General features: G+C 52.8%; 14 protein-coding genes. 6 read left to right on the forward strand and 8 right to left on the reverse strand.

What is annotated here, in order from left to right:
- Positions 1-304: 304 nt before the first annotated feature.
- Positions 305-1,408, reverse strand: coding sequence for a hypothetical protein (locus A0W33_RS10145; protein ID WP_068838037.1), 1,104 nt, complete (start codon positions 1,406-1,408; stop codon positions 305-307).
- Between the two features lie 33 nt (positions 1,409-1,441).
- Between A0W33_RS10145 and A0W33_RS10150 the strand changes: the two genes are divergently transcribed.
- The 4 genes from A0W33_RS10150 to recO all read left to right on the forward strand — a co-directional run bounded on the left by A0W33_RS10150 (position 1,442) and on the right by recO (position 5,558).
- The gene (locus A0W33_RS10150) at positions 1,442-1,765 is read left to right on the forward strand and encodes a 2Fe-2S iron-sulfur cluster-binding protein (protein ID WP_068838038.1); all 324 of its coding nucleotides are present in this window, start codon (positions 1,442-1,444) and stop codon (positions 1,763-1,765) included.
- 161 nt (positions 1,766-1,926) lie between these two features.
- Positions 1,927-2,523 (forward strand): thymidine kinase, encoded by a 597-nt coding sequence (locus A0W33_RS10155; protein WP_068838039.1) that lies wholly within the window; start codon positions 1,927-1,929, stop codon positions 2,521-2,523.
- A 17-nt stretch (positions 2,524-2,540) separates the two neighbouring features.
- A complete protein-coding gene (porZ, locus tag A0W33_RS10160; protein ID WP_068838040.1) occupies positions 2,541-4,844 on the forward strand; it encodes a type IX secretion system anionic LPS delivery protein PorZ in 2,304 nt (767 codons plus the stop codon).
- A 3-nt stretch (positions 4,845-4,847) separates the two neighbouring features.
- Positions 4,848-5,558, forward strand: a complete 711-nt coding sequence (gene recO / locus A0W33_RS10165) for a DNA repair protein RecO (RefSeq protein ID WP_068838041.1) — start codon at positions 4,848-4,850, stop codon at positions 5,556-5,558.
- A 65-nt stretch (positions 5,559-5,623) separates the two neighbouring features.
- Here recO and A0W33_RS10170 read toward each other — a convergent pair whose 3' ends face one another.
- From A0W33_RS10170 to A0W33_RS10180, 3 genes are read right to left on the reverse strand one after another with little or no spacing between them, the layout of a single operon-like run.
- Positions 5,624-6,139 carry an FKBP-type peptidyl-prolyl cis-trans isomerase gene (locus A0W33_RS10170; protein ID WP_068838042.1) on the reverse strand — a complete coding sequence of 172 codons (516 nt, stop codon included), beginning with the start codon at positions 6,137-6,139 and terminating at the stop codon, positions 5,624-5,626.
- Between the two features lie 12 nt (positions 6,140-6,151).
- Complete coding sequence (locus tag A0W33_RS10175) at positions 6,152-7,123, reverse strand: FKBP-type peptidyl-prolyl cis-trans isomerase (protein WP_068838043.1); 972 nt, start codon at positions 7,121-7,123, stop codon at positions 6,152-6,154.
- A 25-nt stretch (positions 7,124-7,148) separates the two neighbouring features.
- Entirely contained in the window at positions 7,149-8,171 is a 1,023-nt protein-coding gene (locus tag A0W33_RS10180; RefSeq protein ID WP_068838044.1) for a DHH family phosphoesterase, read from the reverse strand.
- A 222-nt stretch (positions 8,172-8,393) separates the two neighbouring features.
- Here A0W33_RS10180 and A0W33_RS10185 point away from each other — a divergent pair, with 222 nt between their 5' ends.
- Positions 8,394-8,813, forward strand: a complete 420-nt coding sequence (locus A0W33_RS10185; RefSeq protein ID WP_068838045.1) for a nucleoside-diphosphate kinase — start codon at positions 8,394-8,396, stop codon at positions 8,811-8,813.
- A 776-nt stretch (positions 8,814-9,589) separates the two neighbouring features.
- Here the strand turns inward: A0W33_RS10185 and A0W33_RS10190 are convergent.
- Positions 9,590-9,970 (reverse strand): LysM peptidoglycan-binding domain-containing protein, encoded by a 381-nt coding sequence (locus A0W33_RS10190; RefSeq protein WP_071890032.1) that lies wholly within the window; start codon positions 9,968-9,970, stop codon positions 9,590-9,592.
- A 193-nt stretch (positions 9,971-10,163) separates the two neighbouring features.
- On the opposite strand from A0W33_RS10190, the gene A0W33_RS10195 reads away from it, so the two are divergent.
- Positions 10,164-10,574, forward strand: coding sequence for a hypothetical protein (locus A0W33_RS10195; RefSeq protein ID WP_068838046.1), 411 nt, complete (start codon positions 10,164-10,166; stop codon positions 10,572-10,574).
- Positions 10,575-10,649: 75 nt separating this feature from the next.
- Here the strand turns inward: A0W33_RS10195 and A0W33_RS10200 are convergent, their stop codons facing one another.
- The 3 genes from A0W33_RS10200 to dxs all read right to left on the reverse strand — a co-directional run bounded on the left by A0W33_RS10200 (position 10,650) and on the right by dxs (position 14,844).
- Positions 10,650-11,807, reverse strand: a complete 1,158-nt coding sequence (locus A0W33_RS10200) for an MFS transporter (RefSeq protein ID WP_068838047.1) — start codon at positions 11,805-11,807, stop codon at positions 10,650-10,652.
- A gap of 100 nt (positions 11,808-11,907) precedes the next feature.
- Positions 11,908-12,678, reverse strand: coding sequence for an alpha/beta fold hydrolase (locus A0W33_RS10205; RefSeq protein ID WP_068838048.1), 771 nt, complete (start codon positions 12,676-12,678; stop codon positions 11,908-11,910).
- Between the two features lie 249 nt (positions 12,679-12,927).
- Entirely contained in the window at positions 12,928-14,844 is a 1,917-nt protein-coding gene (gene dxs / locus A0W33_RS10210; protein WP_068840054.1) for a 1-deoxy-D-xylulose-5-phosphate synthase, read from the reverse strand.
- Between the last annotated feature and the right edge of the window lie 287 nt (positions 14,845-15,131).

Genomic DNA, 15,131 nt, shown 5'->3' on the forward strand with positions numbered 1-15,131 from the left:
TGTTTAAAATGTTAGTACGGGTTACAAAGCTGTTTGTGTCGGATTGGGCTTATTTTTTAAAGCACCCCGGTTAAAGCCAAACGTCAGGCCAAAGCAAGCGGCGCTGGTAAAGCGGGTGCATAATTAATGTTTCAGCTGCTTATTTGCAATGCCTACGGAGCCAATTCTGCCATGTTTTCTCTTTTTGCGAAATACCGGGCTGCCGTATGCCGATGGCACCGGTACTGCCTTGAATGACCTGTTACGGGCACAAAAAAAGCCGCTGTGTTGGCAGCGGCTTTTTCTATACTTTATACGTGGCAGATCAGGCGAACTTGCGCTCCACCAGGCGGAGCAGTTTGTTTACATGCTCCTGCTTTTTGGTCCAGTCATACTTGGGGGCCAGGGTGTGGGTAACGTACTGTGTGGCAGTCTGCGCATCCGTGAAGTTGTCGAGCGTCTGGATGGTCTGGTAGTAGGTCAGGTTATCGCCGTCGAACAGCTCGTTGATGAAGCTGAAGCGCTGGTTAATGGAAATAGAGTTCTTCAGCGAGTCTATTTTGCGGTTGCTGTGCGAATCGGCGACAGAGGAGGATACTGGCGTCGCCTTGCGGAAGTTATCGTTTAGCGTGGGGCGCACGTTTACCGGGGCCTCATCCTCGGCATCGTCATCCTCCTGCTTGTACATGGCCGGGCGCGCCACAGGCACCTGAGCCTCCCGCTGCGCTGTGTGGATCGGGGCCACCACGTCTTTCTCCTGTACCGGCGCCGGTGGCGCAGGCTTTGGCGCTGCGTAGGCGGCTGGAGCTTGTTCTTTCACCTCTTCCTCGGTTATCGGGAGCAGGTTGTTGAACTGGCTGAGCAGCTGGCTTAGCGGCGTGCGCTGCTGCTGGTTGGCGTTAATGTAAAGCTTAAAGCGGCTAAGTATGTATTCGCGGTCGCGGCTGCTCGGCGACAAAGTATCAATAAAGCCGGCAAAGAGCGCTTTGTCGATGTCGATATAGCGCAGGTTCTCCTGCAGCTTTGGCAGCGTAATTTCCTCTTGAATGCGCAGAAACTTCTCCTCAAACGTGGTAACAGGCGCCAGCACCACCAGAAAGGTGTCGTAAATGGCTTTCTGCAGCAGCGGCTCAAACGCATTGCGCTTCATCAGGATCTTGCGCGAGATCACGTTCATAAAGTTCAGCAGCGCCTCCTTCACCTCCTCGTGCTCATAGTCGAAGTAGGGGCTGCGCAGGTTGGCCATCTCCTGGTGCCACTTGAGCAGCAGCTCTTTGATCACAAAAAGGTTTACCTGCTTGATGGGCGTAAAACTGATCAGCTGAGGCCCGTTCAGGGTGTCGTGTGAGGCAAAGTGACGGTCGCAAAGCAGATTTGCCAGCTCTTTGCTGTACCGTTCCAGGTGTAATTGATTATATTTGTCTTCCATTGGTATCGCTTTCTTCTGTAAAGTTATAAAATTATGCCGAAGTTAAGAGTGCAAAACCTGTTCGGCCTGGAGGTGGCGGTAGCCGAGGGACAAACCCTGCTCAAGGCCCTGCAGGCACAGGGCACCGACTGGATGCACGCCTGCGGCGGCAAAGGACGCTGCACTTCCTGCCGCATTGTGGTGCAACAGGGCCTCCCGAACTTTTCGCCGCTCTCGGCAGCAGAGCTTCGCTACCGCGAAAAGGGCCGGCTGAAGGATAACGAACGATTAACGTGCCAATGTACGCTGACTGGCGGAGAAGTTACCGGAAATGTTCCCGAACAGACAAAACTGCCGCACATGAAGTATAGCAGTTAGAGGGTTAGAAAGGTTTAAATGAGTGATTGGGAAGTATAATGTATGAAAATCCTGTAAATCCGCTCATCCTGTAAATCCTGATTCAGACAATCCGCACATTGTCAGAGCAGCACATTACCATCGTATTCACACATTTACAATTAGCACACCACACAGAACAGATGTTTATTGAACCGCGCGTAGGTAACGTACATCCCGCACACAAACGAGGGTGGATCGAAGTAATTTGTGGATCCATGTTTTCAGGGAAGACGGAGGAGTTGATCAGGAGGCTGAATCGCGCCAAGATTGCGAAACAGAAAATAGAGATCTTCAAACCCTCCATCGATAAGCGCTACCACGAGGAAGACGTGGTGTCGCATAATGCCAACGCCATCCGCTCCACACCGATCGGCTTTGCCCAGGACATGCTGTTGCTGGGCGGCAGCTGCGATGTGGTGGGCATCGACGAAGCCCAGTTCTTTGACGAAGGTTTGCCGGAAGTATGCGTGAAGCTGGCTAACAGCGGCGTGCGCGTGATCGCTGCCGGGTTAGACATGGATTACCTCGGCAAGCCGTTTGGGCCCATGCCAGCGCTGATGTCGGTGGCAGAGTACGTGACCAAGGTGCACGCCGTATGCGTACAATGCGGGGACATCGCCAACTACTCTTTCCGGATTGCTGCGGATGAGAAGCAGGTGCTGCTCGGCGAAACCGATTCGTACGAGGCCCGCTGCCGCCATTGCTTTAAGGAAGGATTGAAGAACAAGCAACACTGAACTGATTTATACTTGCCGTGAACGCCATACTTGCCTTAACCTTGCGCACTTTATACTTGCTGCTGCTGGTATGGCTGGCGGTGGGGCAGGTGCAGGCGCAAAGCCCGGTGCCTATCGGGAGTTGGCAGGTGCACGTGCCTTACCAGCGCGGCAAGGCCGTAGCCGTGGCCGGCGACAAAGTATACCTGGCAGCGGAGAACGGTCTTTTCTATTATGATACCGAGTTTAACTCCCTCGAAACGGTAACGACAGTAGACGGCTTAAGCGAGCAGCAGATCAGCGACATTGCCTACGACGAAACCTCCCAAATACTGGTGATCGCTTACGCTAACACGAAAGTAGACTTGCTCACCGATGCAGAAACCTACGCGATCACAGACATCTTCCGGGAGCGGATACCCGGGGAGAAGCAGATTAACAGCGTGTATGTGCACAAGGGGCTGGCCTACCTGGCCACCAGTTTCGGGGTGGTGGTACTGAACCTGCCCAAGCAGGAGGTGCAGAGCACGTACCGCGCCCTCGGCCCCGGTGGCGCAGAAACCGGTGTCAGTAGCGTCGCCATACTTCAGGGTACTATATACCTCGCCACGAACCACGGCGTGTTGGCAGCTCCGGCGGCAGGAGCCAACCTGCAGGATTTTAGAAGCTGGCGCAACGTGAACGGCAGTTTGCCCGCCGCTGCTGCCGTAACTGGACTCGCTACTTTCAACAACACGCTCTATGTCAGTTCGGGCAGCAGTATCTATACTTACACGAACGGTGCATGGGCAGTTGCTATCACCACAGCTGCCCCTATCCGAAGTATAAATGCCTCCCCGTCATTTCTATCAGTAGCCACTGCCACGGGTGTCATGCTGCTGGATGCGCAAGGGCAGGCTTATACTTTAAATAACTCCGCTATTACTCAGCCACACGAAGCTATTGCCACCGCCGATGGGACCGTTTGGGTTGCCGACAACAGCAGAGGTCTAATAAAACTTAACCAAAGCGGCACTGAAGCCACCGCTTTTGCTCCCAACGGCCCCTATGCCAGCAGCAGCTTCTTTGTTTATTCGTACCAGGGCAAAGTGTATGTATTAAGTGGCGGCTTCAGCGAGAGCTATACGCCTTTCAACTCCTGGAACGGCTTCTACACCTATGGAAAAGGCCAATGGGCTAGCTATAACCGCTCTCTTTTTCCTGCACCTGGCTTTGCTGCTGCGCAGGATCTGGTAAGTGCCGAATTTAACCCCACCACCAACAAGCTTTACCTGGCCAGCTACGGCTCGGGCCTGCTTGCGTGGGAGGGGCCGGAGCAGGCAACCCTGTACAACAGCGCCAACAGTCCGCTGCTAAGTATAGAGGGGGCGCCGGATGATGTGCGGGTATCGGATGTGGCAGTGGATTACGAGGGGAATGTCTGGGTGGTGAACCTCAACCGCCGTTCCGGTGCTGCAGGACTGCACAAACTCGCGCCGGACGGTACCTGGCAATCCTATGACTTACAGGGTATAGCCGATGCCACATACTTGTCGCAAATTGTGCTGGACGATTACAGCCAGAAATGGCTTTCCGTTGCCCCGATGAGTGGGCGTGTAGGTGGTGTGCTGGTGTTTGATGCACAGCAGAACCGCACCCGCAGGCTCTCGACCGGAGAGAGCAACGGTAACTTGCCGAGTGCAGCCGTCTACAGCATGGCCAGAGACCTGAACGGTGATATTTGGGTAGGCACAGGCAATGGGGTAGGCGTGTACTACAACCCGGCTTTTGCGTTCGAAAGCTCGCCGTACGATGCCCGCATTCCCATCATCAATGGGCGGCCGCTACTGGATGGGCAGGTGGTGCGAACCATTGCCGTAGACGGGGCCAACCGCAAGTGGATGGGCACCGACAACGGCTTATGGCTTTTCGGGGCGGACGGTGATGAACTGCTGGCGCATTATACTTCCCGAAACAGTCCGCTGCCATCTGACAAGGTGCTTTCCGTGGCTGTAGAGCACCAGTCGGGCGAGGTGTTTATCGCCACTGATGCGGGCCTTGCCTCCTTCCGCTCCACAGCCACCATTACGGAGGGAGAGCCTGAATGCGCCGTGGTATTTCCCAATCCGGTGCGCACAGATTATACTGGTCAAGTGGCCGTTTCGGGTTTGCCTAACAATGCCGATGTGCGCATCACCGATGTATCCGGCACGCTGGTGTACCGGGGCAAGGCAACAGGCGGCACTTTTGCCTGGAACGCTCGCGATTACAACGGAAAACGCGTGAAGGCGGGCGTGTACCTTGTGCTCAGTGCAAGCGAGAACGGCGATCAAACCTGTATCAGCAAAATAGCCGTACTTTAGAGCATGTTAGTTAAAACAAGGGGCATTGTGCTTAGCAGCATCAAGTATAGGGAAACGTCCATCATCTCTAAAATGTATACGGAGGCGCTGGGCGTGCAGTCCTATATCGTGAATGGCGTGCGGAGGCAAAAGCCCGGTGGTCGCATTGCGTTGTTCCAGCCGTTCACGCTGCTCGACATGGTGGTTTATACTTCGGCCAGGGGAGGGCTTACGCGCATCAATGAGTTTCGGTCGGCTCATCCGTTTTCCTCTATTCCCTTTGACATCCGGAAGAGCAGTATTTTGCTGTTTTTATCGGAGGTGGTGGCGCGTACGATAAAAGAGGAGGAGGAGAATCCTTCGCTGTTTCACTTCCTGTACCACGCCGTAATCACGTTCGATGAGATGGACACGGGCTATGAGAACTTTCACCTGGTGTTTTTGCTGCAGTTAAGCTACCACTTGGGCTTTGGCCCTGGCTCCGGGGCAGAGGTGGTGGAGCAGGTGGCTTTCTCGTCTAATGCTCAATCGGCTACCTCGGCACCCACCGTGATGGCCATGCAGGTACACGAAGTATACTTCAACCAGCTGCTGCAGGACCCGAACAACGCTACGGTACCCAACGGCAAAGTGCGCCGCGAACTGCTCGATATCCTCATCCGCTACTACCAGCTGCATGTGGATAAGCTGGGGGAGATTAAATCACTGGCTATACTTTCAGAGGTGCTGGCCTAAGTATAGCTCACAAAAAAGGCCACCGAATTTCTCCAGTGGCCTTTTTTTATAGCATTTGGTATTGCTTACCAAACATCCTCTATCACCATATCAAACACCAGCACCGAGTTGGCAGGTATGCCTTGCACGGGCTGGCGGCCGTAGCCGAGGTGCGACGGTATGAACAAACGCGCTTTCTCGCCTTCCTTCATCAGTTGCAAACCCTCATCCCATCCCGGTATAACGCCGCCAATGCCTACCTTCAGCTTAAGGGGTTTGCCGCGCTTGTAGCTGGAGTCAAACTCGTTGCCATCCAGCAGTATGCCTGTATAATTTACCGCAACGCTGTCGCCACGGAAAACATTGACACCGGTGCCCTCTTCCAGTTTCTGGTAGTATAAACCGCTGCGTGTTTTTACCAGCGTGCCCGGATCGATGCCCTTGGCTTTAAAGTACTCCTGTAGCTGTTCTTCGTTCTTTGCCTTGTAATCGGTATAGAAACTGTCTTCCTCTTTGCAGGCGGAGAATGATAAAATAAATGCAAAAATCAGAAGCGCGCCCATAAGGCCGCTTCTGTTCTTGTTAAGGATGCTTTGTAACATAATTAGCGTTTACTATTGTTGTTTCTCTACGTCCAGCAGTTCAATGTCGAAGCGCAGGATAGAGTTGGCTGGCATGTCCGGGCCACGCTCCTGCTCACCGTAAGCCAGCGTAGAAGGAATAAGCAAAGTAGCCTTGCTGCCTTCTTTCAGTTGCTGAATGGCATCATCCCATCCTTTGATTACCTGGCCCTGGCCAAGTACAAACTTAAATGGCTCGTTGTTGTTCATCGCGTTCTCGCGTGATGACTCCAGCTGCTTGCCGTCCAGGTGCGTGAGCACGTAGTGCACAGTTACCTGGTCGCCGGCATTTGCCTGTGGGCCTTTGCCTTCTTCGGTTACCACGTAGTACACGCCTGACTCAGTTTTCTGCGCGTTTGGCAGGCTCTTCTCCTGAAGATACTTCAGAATGATGGCATCGTCAATTTTAAGCTGCTCAGTGGCACGTACCTGCGATTGCTTCATCTGCTCTTCAAACATCTTCTGCTGGTCTATCATTGCCTGCTCACGCGACTGCACTTTCTCTGCCTTCAAAAAGAAGGTAAGGTTAGAGCCCGGCTTGATGAACGGCGGCATTGGCTGTCCAAACGTCTTCGCGAAAAGCGAATCGGCGTTCACCTTAAACACACCGCTGTCTCCCGGAGAAAGCATCATCAACGCATTTTCTAAGCTGCCTTTGAAAGACGGCTCCATAACCGGAATCATGATCGGCATGCCCGCACCCTGGGTACGGGAATCGAACAGGAGGGAGTCCGCGTCGTTTTTATAAGACATGTGCATCGTTACCACCTGGCCTATTTTGGCACCGGTAGTGTCCTCTGCAGCAACTTCTCCTTTGTTTTCGTACTCACCGTCCTCATTTTGCTCAAAGATCTTGTAAGTCAGACCGTCGGCAGTCGTGTAGAACTCATCGTTATTTTTGTTGCAGCCCTGCAACAGTAACGCACCGGCTAGTACCGGCAATAAGAATTTGGTTTTAGATAGCATTTAATATAGGTTGATATAATTTTGATTACCTGGTTGTGGCCTGCTGCAGCTTCTCTTTGTAAGCGGGCAGCAAGCTTTCGAATTTCGCTACCGTGGCTTCCAGCGAGTCCAGCGACATGCCGCCTGCTGCGTTCTTGTGGCCGCCGCCGTTAAAATGCTCCCGTGCAAACTCGTTTGCCGAGAAAGCACCAACCGAGCGAAACGACATTTTCACGGCTTCCCTGCGGTCGATGATAAGGGCGGCAAAAACAATGCCCTCGATTGACAGCGCATAGTTCACCAGTCCTTCCGTATCGCCTGTTTTGGAGTCGTACTTTTTCAGCTCGTCGGCTGTTATGGAGATGTAGGCGGTGTTATACTCGCGCAGCACCACCAGTTTATCCTTCAAGGCATAACCCAAAAAGCGCAGGCGCAGTTCAGAAGAGCTGTCGTAAATAAGGCGGTGAATGTCTGAAGTTCTCACCCCGATGTTCAGCAGGTCGGCAATGATAAGGTGCACGTTCTTAGAAGTGCTTGGGTGGCGGAACGATCCAGTGTCCGTCATAATGCCGGCGTAAAGGCTCTCGCCGATACCCGCGTCAATCATGTCGCCGTCGCCCATTGCCTTAATCAGGTCATACACGATCTCTGCCGTGGCAGCCGCGTCGGTGTTGGCAAAGTCCAGGTCGGCAAAGTCTTCGGGCTGCAGGTGGTGGTCTATCAGCACCTTAGTGCCTGGTGCCTGCCGGATATACTCGCCCATCTCGTTGATGCGCGAGAGATTGTTGAAATCAAGGCAAAAGATAACCTGGGCCTCGTTGATGATCCGCTGCACCAGGGCGTCGTTTTTCTCTGAGTATACCATCACATCGTCGTTGCCCTGCATCCAGTTCAGAAAAGAGGGATAATCAGACGGGGTGATTACCGTAACGTGGTGGCCTTTCTTTTTCAGGTAGCCCGCCAGGCCAAGCGACGAGCCCAGTGCATCGGCATCCGGTTTATGATGCGTGGTGATCATCACCTCTTTAGGCTCACTTAAAAGCTCTTTTAGAGCATTAATATTATGCATACTGAGTAGATAAATCCTCTGATTAATAAGGATATAAGGCGCGAATTTCTGAATAAAATACGTGTAAAGCAACAATAGCCCTATTTTGCTGCCGCCGTGCCGCCTACAATACAAATGTGGCACTTAACTAAACTATAACCTAAAAGTCTGCTAATATTCCCCGAAATGCGCTACTTTTGCCAACTTAAATAAGAAGTATAAACACTAAAGGTAAAAAGAAACATGGCCGGAAACATCACATTCACTATGATTAAACCTGATGCGGTTGCAGATAACCACATTGGCGGCATAACTAAGATGATCGAAGAAGGCGGCTTCCGCGTGGTAGCGATGAAAAAGACAAAGCTGACAGAGGAGCGTGCCGGAAAGTTTTATGAAGTGCACAAGGAGCGTCCGTTTTACGGCGACCTGGTAAAATATATGTCTTCTGGCCCTATCGTGGCTATGATCCTGGAGAAGGACAACGCCGTGGAGGATTTCCGCAAGCTAATCGGCGCGACGAACCCGGCCCAGGCTGAGGAAGGCACCATCCGTAAGAAGTACGCGAAGTCTATCGAGGCAAACGCTGTTCACGGCTCAGACTCTGATGAGAACGCACAGATTGAAGGCGACTTCTACTTCTCTGCCGACGAGCGTTTCTAAGCAGTATTGAAAGTATACTTATTGATTCAAAGCCTGCCAGACGCACTTCTGGCAGGCTTTTTTCATGCCAGTCATACTTGGAGGCGTCTCTAGTGCAAGCGCACGCTTGTATCTTCCGTGTAGCAGAACAAGATTGTAGTTGTTAGTCTCACGTTTCATACTGTCATAAGCATTCTAGTTCCCACGCCCCTCGGGGAGAGCACTAGGAAGAGGGGCTTCGGAAAGCTGTCGCGTTTATTCATTGATTTCGCTATTCATTCTAGCCGCTGTTTCCGCAACTTCAGCCAAGCTATCCTTTCTAGCCTCTGTTCATCCTCTAGTTCCCAAATACCTACTGTTTCACTTCTGGCTTTGGAGCGCTCACGGCTGGGGCAGGGGCCCTACAGGAGCGGGGCCTCGTCCTCGGGCATTGCGCTGTGCAATTGAAGCTGCTGGCACCGCATCAATTACAAGGCGCTCTTTTTCGAGGGCCCCTACCCCCACCCAAAGACTAAAATCAGTTCAGATGGCAAAAGCAGTTGCCATATACCTTTGTCCAAGTCCCCCTTTGAAGGGGTAGGGGGATGTTTTACGGTTGCTGATAATTCCGTTAAGATATCAGACCAAAAGCCTCACTCCCTCCCCTGTTTTTAGGGGAGGGCTGGGGAGGGGTAAATTCCGCTCCTAGGAGAAGCTAGGTGTGTATAACTTAATCCAGATTTAAGAAAGCGCCAGACACAAAGAAACGGCCAGCCCTTTTGAGGCTGGCCGTTCTGCTTTAAACACAAACAGTATCTTTAGTCGCGGGGAATAACCAGACGCTGGCCGGGGCGAATCAGGTCGGGGTTGTCGCCTATCTTGTCTTTGTTCGCCTCATAAATCCTTTTCCACGTATTGGCGTCGCCGTAGTGCTTCTTCGCAATTTTTGAAAGGGAGTCGCCACTCTGCACAGTGTAAATATCCTGGTTCGGGCCGGCAGTGGTTGTCTGCTGCTTATCGCTTTCGCTGTAAAAACCCTGCTCCGGATGGCCGGGGGACTTGGTTACCATATCGCCGCCCTTGCTGATGGGCTGCGTGCCCTTTGGAGTTTCTACGCGCTTGGAGGATTGTACATTGCTTGTTGGTTTTGATGCTTTCTCTTCCTTGCCCTTCTTATTGAAAAAATCTAACAGTCCCATACTAATTCTTTTTAAGTCTTAAGGTTTTCATAGCCGCGGCACGTCCATGTTGCCGCACAGTATAAGATACGCCGCAAGAGGCAGTTAGTTATACTGCCCTTGCGGCAACAGGAAAGTATGCCCTGCCGTAAAGGGACAGACGCAGCCGAAGTATGGCGGCGGGAAATTTGCATTCATCTGAAAGAAACAAACTATGAAAAGTATAAAGACATCAAACATGCTGTATTCCCTGTTGCTAAGCGTGCTGCTGCTAAGCTGCGGTGGTGATAAGGAGGAAGTAGGGGCAGAGACCCTCTTATCAGGCCCGGACAATAAAACCTGGGTAGCTAATGAAGAGCTAAATGCTGCAGGCGATGAGCAGGACCTGAGCAAGGAAGAGAAAGCGCAAACCATGCAGTTCTATGCCGATGGCCGCTTTGCCATGGGTGGCGGCGGTTCGCTGCAAACCGGTACCTGGCAGTTTGACCAGGCAGCAAAACGCCTGACGCTGCAGTTTGAGGGCCAGGACGTGACACAGAACTTTGAAGTGCAGAAGCTGGATGACGACGAACTCAACCTGCGTGGCGCGGATGGTACCGTGTTGGAACTGGAAGTGAAAAAATAACTTATTTACTGATTTGAAGTATAAATCAGTGGTTTCGATTTATAGCGGCAGTCTGCTTTGGCAGGCTGCCGTTTTTCATTTGGCGGTAAGCGGCCGCACGGTAAGCAAACCCAGCAGCGGGCCTACGGCAATCGGAACAAAAAGCCACGGCAGCGGGAGCACCGTAGCCAGGAAGCCTGTTAGCTGAATGCTTATGATGGTGATGGCAAAACCAATGGAGGTGACAACCGTGAGGGCCGTGCCCACTAACTCCGGAGGAGCCATGCGTGCCGTAAGCGCGGAGAACTGTGGCGAATCGCCGGCCACCACCACACCCCAAAATACCAGGAAGGGCAGGAGCAGCGAAGGTGCCTGAAACACCCAAACGCTAAGCACGCAGCACACCCCTGAAAGCAGCAACTGCGCAAACGCTACCCAGCCGCTGCCCCAGCGCTGCGAAAGATATCCGCCGCCGATACAGCCAACTGCCCCAGCGGCGATGACTGAAAAGGTCATAAGGGCTAACCGGCTCGGTTGCCAGCCCGGGAAAGCGAAGGCAAGTATAACCGGCACAAAAGCCCAAAACGTATAGAGTTCCCACATGTGCCCGAAGTACCCGAAAGCCGCCGCTCGAAACTCCCGCGCCTTGAAAACCCGTAGCATGTTGCCCACCTCAAACTTAGCGCCTTTTGACAAGTAAGGGCCGTCTGGCACGAGCAGGTACATCAGCACGCCGCCCACAGCGGCCAGTATACTTACTGCCAGCAAAGTAGTTTGCCAAGGAAGCGCCGCTCCCAAGCCGCGCAGCAAGTATGGAAAAGCCGTGCCTAGCACCAACGCACCCACCAGGTAACCGATGGCCTTGCCCAGCTTGCCGCTGTACCAACTGGCCGCTATTTTCATGCCCGCTGGGTAAATGCCCGCCAGCAGAAAACCTGTGGCACCCCGCAGAAGCAGCACGCCGGTTATACTTGTAGCTGTATACAGCACCAGCACATTTGCCAGGGCGCCGAACAATGCGCAACCTAAAAACAGCTTGCGCGGCGACACACGATCAGCCAGCGAAAAGAAGGCAAAGCAAAGGGTGCCAAGTATAAATCCAAACTGCACCGCCGAAGTAAGCAGCCCCAACGCCTCCTCCTGCAAGCCTAGTGATGCCTGTAATTCAGGCAGCACCGCATTCCCGGCAAACCACAGCGAAGTACCCGCAAACTGCGAAAAGACAATGGTCGGCAGAATTCGCGATGAAGGCATAGGGCGCGTTAGAAAGTGTGGGAGTTAGAAAGTTAGAGAGTTTAGAAGTTAGGAGGTGAAGGAATGACTTTCTAACCTTCTAGCTTCTAAACTTTCTAACTCAAAAGATCGTTTCGGCGAATTTCTGAAGGGCCAGGCGGGTTTCATGGGTGCGTTCAAACATGGCCATGTGGCCAGTTTTCTCCAGGAAGTTTACCATGCTGTTGCCCGGCAGGTGGCATTGCTCCAGCGCTTTGTCCAGCGGCACGGCTCCGTCTTCTTTGCCGAAAACAAATAGTACCGGACATTTCAGTTGCTGCAGTACTTCAGTGCGATCAGCGCGATCGCGCATGGCGGCCATGGCTCCTGTTACGCTTTCTTTAGGAGTAGCGCGGCCAATTTCCTTCATCATCTCGATTTTCGGAGCCAGCCGCTCGCGGTTTTCGCGGTAAAAGAGCGGCTCCACGAAAGGGTTAATGAAGTTGGCCACGCCATGGCGCTCCACATAATCGATGCTCTTGCTGCGCTGTTCCTTTTTCTCGTCGGTATCAGGCAGAGCAGAGGACTGGAAAAGACAAAGACCCTTGAGCAGGTGGCCATACTTCTCCGCAAAAGCCATGCTCACGTATCCGCCCATCGAGTGCCCCACCAGTAAAAACCGCCGCACGTTTAACGCCTCCAGCTGCTGCTTCACATAGTCGGCCATACTTTCCATGTTGTAGCTGCTGATGTTTTCGATGTTCTCGCCAAAGCCTGGCAGGTCCAGCGTGATGATGCGGAATTGCTGCTGCAGCGGCTGCACAAACTCCGCCCATACTTGCTTGCTCTCGCAGAAGCCATGCAGAAAAACCAGAACATCGCCGGAGCCGGCATCGGTGTGGGTATTGGCCATAATGAGATATTAGATACTAGACCTCTCTTGTATGAGTCAAGATTAACATGACGAAGTTAGCAGTTTATACTTCTAATTTCAGGCGCAGATTGTGGTTTTGTAGGTTTAGAAGTTGTAAAATTGATCTTCAAAGCTAATCCTGCCAATCTTAGTAATTCTGTAAATCCTGATTCAGACAAAATAGAAAGGCCTCGCAAGATTATACTTGCAAGGCCTTTTATCTAAAGTCTACTAGCTAGCGTCTAATGTCTATACTTTCACTGCTACGCCAACAAGCTCCCGCACGGTGTTTTCGATGTCGATCGGGGCGAAACCGGCTTCGTGCTGCAGCTCCAGCTGTGAGCCGTGCTCAAAGATGGCATCCGGAATACCAAGTCGCTTCACTTGGGATGTATAGCCGTTATCGACCATGAACTCCAGTACTGCGCTTCCGAAACCACCCTGCAGGCAGCCATCCTCCACGGTTACCACCTTCTCATACTTGCTGAAGATGTGGTGCAGCAGCTCTGCATCGAGCGGCTTGGCGTAGCGCATGTCGTAATGGCCTGGGGTGATGCCGTCAAGTGCCAGCTTCTGGCAAACATCCACTGCGTAGTTTCCGATGTGGCCGAATGTTAGGATGGCAACTTCCTCTCCTTCCTGAATGGTGCGGCCTTTTCCTACCTGCTGCAGCTCCAGCGGCGTGCGCCATTTGGGCATCACACCTTCGCCACGCGGGTAGCGAATCGTGAACGGACCCATATCCTCCTGAGAGGCAGTGTACATCATGTTGCGCAGCTCCTGCTCGTTCATCGGGGCGGCTACCACCATGTTCGGGATGCAGCGCATGTAAGCAATATCGTAAGCGCCATGGTGCGTTGGGCCGTCGGCACCGGCAAAACCGGCTCTGTCGAGGCAAAACACCACGTTCAGGTTCTGGAGACAGACATCGTGCACCACCTGGTCGTAGCCACGTTGCATAAAGGTGCTGTAGATGTTGCAGAACGGCACCAGTCCCTGCGTGGCCAAACCGGCAGAGAAGGTAACAGCGTGCTGCTCAGCAATGCCCACGTCAAACGCACGCTCCGGCATGGCCGCCATCATAATATTTAGCGAGCAGCCGGATGGCATGGCAGGCGTTACGCCCATCACTTTCGGGTTTTGCTCGGCCAGTTCCACCATGGTATGGCCAAACACATCCTGGTACTTCGGAGGCTGTGGCGTATCGTGGTGCTTTTTGTAGATCTCGCCGGTGATCTTGTCAAACAGGCCGGGCGCATGCCACTTGGTCTGGTCTTTCTCGGCCAGGGCAAAGCCTTTTCCTTTGGTGGTAAGGCAATGCAGGATTTTCGGACCTGGAATATGCTTCAGGTCCTCCATCACGGAGATCAGGTGGTTGATATCGTGGCCGTCAATCGGGCCGAAGTAGCGGAAGTTAAGCCCCTCGAACAGGTTGCTCTGCTTGAGGAGCGTAGCTTTGATGCCGCTTTCTATCTTGGAAACGATCTGGCGTGGGTCCGGACCAAACTTGCTGATCTTGCCCAGGATGTTCCAGATCTCATCGCGCATTTTGTTGTAGGTGCGCGAGGTGGTGATGTCGGTGAGGTATTCTTTCAGCGCGCCCACGTTCGGGTCGATGCTCATGCAATTATCGTTGAGCACCACCAGCAGGTTTGCGTTGGCTACGCCGGCGTGGTTCATGGCCTCAAACGCCATACCGCCCGTCATGGCACCGTCGCCAATCACAGCAATGTGCTGTCGGTCGTCCTCACCTTTATACTTGGAGGCTACCGCCATACCCAACGCCGCTGAAATGGAGGTGCTGGAGTGGCCTACGCCAAAGGTGTCAAATTCACTTTCTTTGCGCTTGGGAAAGCCCGAGATGCCGCCGTGCTTGCGGTTCGTATGGAAATTATCGCGGCGGCCCGTCAAAATCTTGTGTCCGTAAGCCTGGTGCCCCACATCCCATACCAACTGGTCGTAAGGCGTGTTGAACACGTAGTGCAGCGCCGTTGTGAGCTCCACCACGCCAAGACTGGCGCCAAAATGGCCACCATGAATCGAAACGACATCAATAATGAATTGCCTTAACTCCTGGCTCACTTGCAGCATCTGCTCCGGCTTCAGCTTCCGCAGGTCGGCAGGTGAGTTTATGGAAGCAAGCAGCTCTCCGGGTTTGTTGATCATAGGATTGTCCTTATAGACCTCTAACAAAAAGTTTTGGCGAAAGTTTACAACGCGCGCATTGTAGCCTATCAGCCAAAAGGTAAAGTTACTAAAATATAAAACACAAGCCGCCACCCGTTTAAGTCAAATTGCGCACCAACGCATAATAGCAACTAAAACCACCTAAAGATCAGGTGGCTACGGGAAACTTGTGGCGCTGTGGGGGCAGCCAGGCAATATATGTTTTGCTGTATACCTGTGCTGTGGCAAATGGTTGTGAACTATGGCGGTGCCGGTTTGGGTTGAGG

It is taken from the genome of Pontibacter akesuensis (assembly GCF_001611675.1).
Classification (GTDB): domain Bacteria; phylum Bacteroidota; class Bacteroidia; order Cytophagales; family Hymenobacteraceae; genus Pontibacter; species Pontibacter akesuensis.

Excerpts from the sequence above, each read along its gene's own strand:
- A0W33_RS10190 (WP_071890032.1), bottom strand. The coding sequence starts at position 9,970 with ATGGGACTGTTAGATTTTTTCAATAAGAAGGGCAAGGAAGAGAAAGCA.
- A0W33_RS10170 (WP_068838042.1), bottom strand. The coding sequence starts at position 6,139 with ATGTTACAAAGCATCCTTAACAAGAACAGAAGCGGCCTTATGGGCGCG.
- recO (WP_068838041.1), top strand. The coding sequence starts at position 4,848 with ATGTTAGTTAAAACAAGGGGCATTGTGCTTAGCAGCATCAAGTATAGG.
- A0W33_RS10150 (WP_068838038.1), top strand. The coding sequence starts at position 1,442 with ATGCCGAAGTTAAGAGTGCAAAACCTGTTCGGCCTGGAGGTGGCGGTA.
- A0W33_RS10205 (WP_068838048.1), bottom strand. The coding sequence starts at position 12,678 with ATGGCCAATACCCACACCGATGCCGGCTCCGGCGATGTTCTGGTTTTT.
- A0W33_RS10195 (WP_068838046.1), top strand. The coding sequence starts at position 10,164 with ATGAAAAGTATAAAGACATCAAACATGCTGTATTCCCTGTTGCTAAGC.
- A0W33_RS10155 (WP_068838039.1), top strand. The coding sequence starts at position 1,927 with ATGTTTATTGAACCGCGCGTAGGTAACGTACATCCCGCACACAAACGA.
- A0W33_RS10145 (WP_068838037.1), bottom strand. The coding sequence starts at position 1,408 with ATGGAAGACAAATATAATCAATTACACCTGGAACGGTACAGCAAAGAG.
- dxs (WP_068840054.1), bottom strand. The coding sequence starts at position 14,844 with ATGATCAACAAACCCGGAGAGCTGCTTGCTTCCATAAACTCACCTGCC.
- A0W33_RS10180 (WP_068838044.1), bottom strand. The coding sequence starts at position 8,171 with ATGCATAATATTAATGCTCTAAAAGAGCTTTTAAGTGAGCCTAAAGAG.
- A0W33_RS10200 (WP_068838047.1), bottom strand. The coding sequence starts at position 11,807 with ATGCCTTCATCGCGAATTCTGCCGACCATTGTCTTTTCGCAGTTTGCG.
- A0W33_RS10175 (WP_068838043.1), bottom strand. The coding sequence starts at position 7,123 with ATGCTATCTAAAACCAAATTCTTATTGCCGGTACTAGCCGGTGCGTTA.
- A0W33_RS10185 (WP_068838045.1), top strand. The coding sequence starts at position 8,394 with ATGGCCGGAAACATCACATTCACTATGATTAAACCTGATGCGGTTGCA.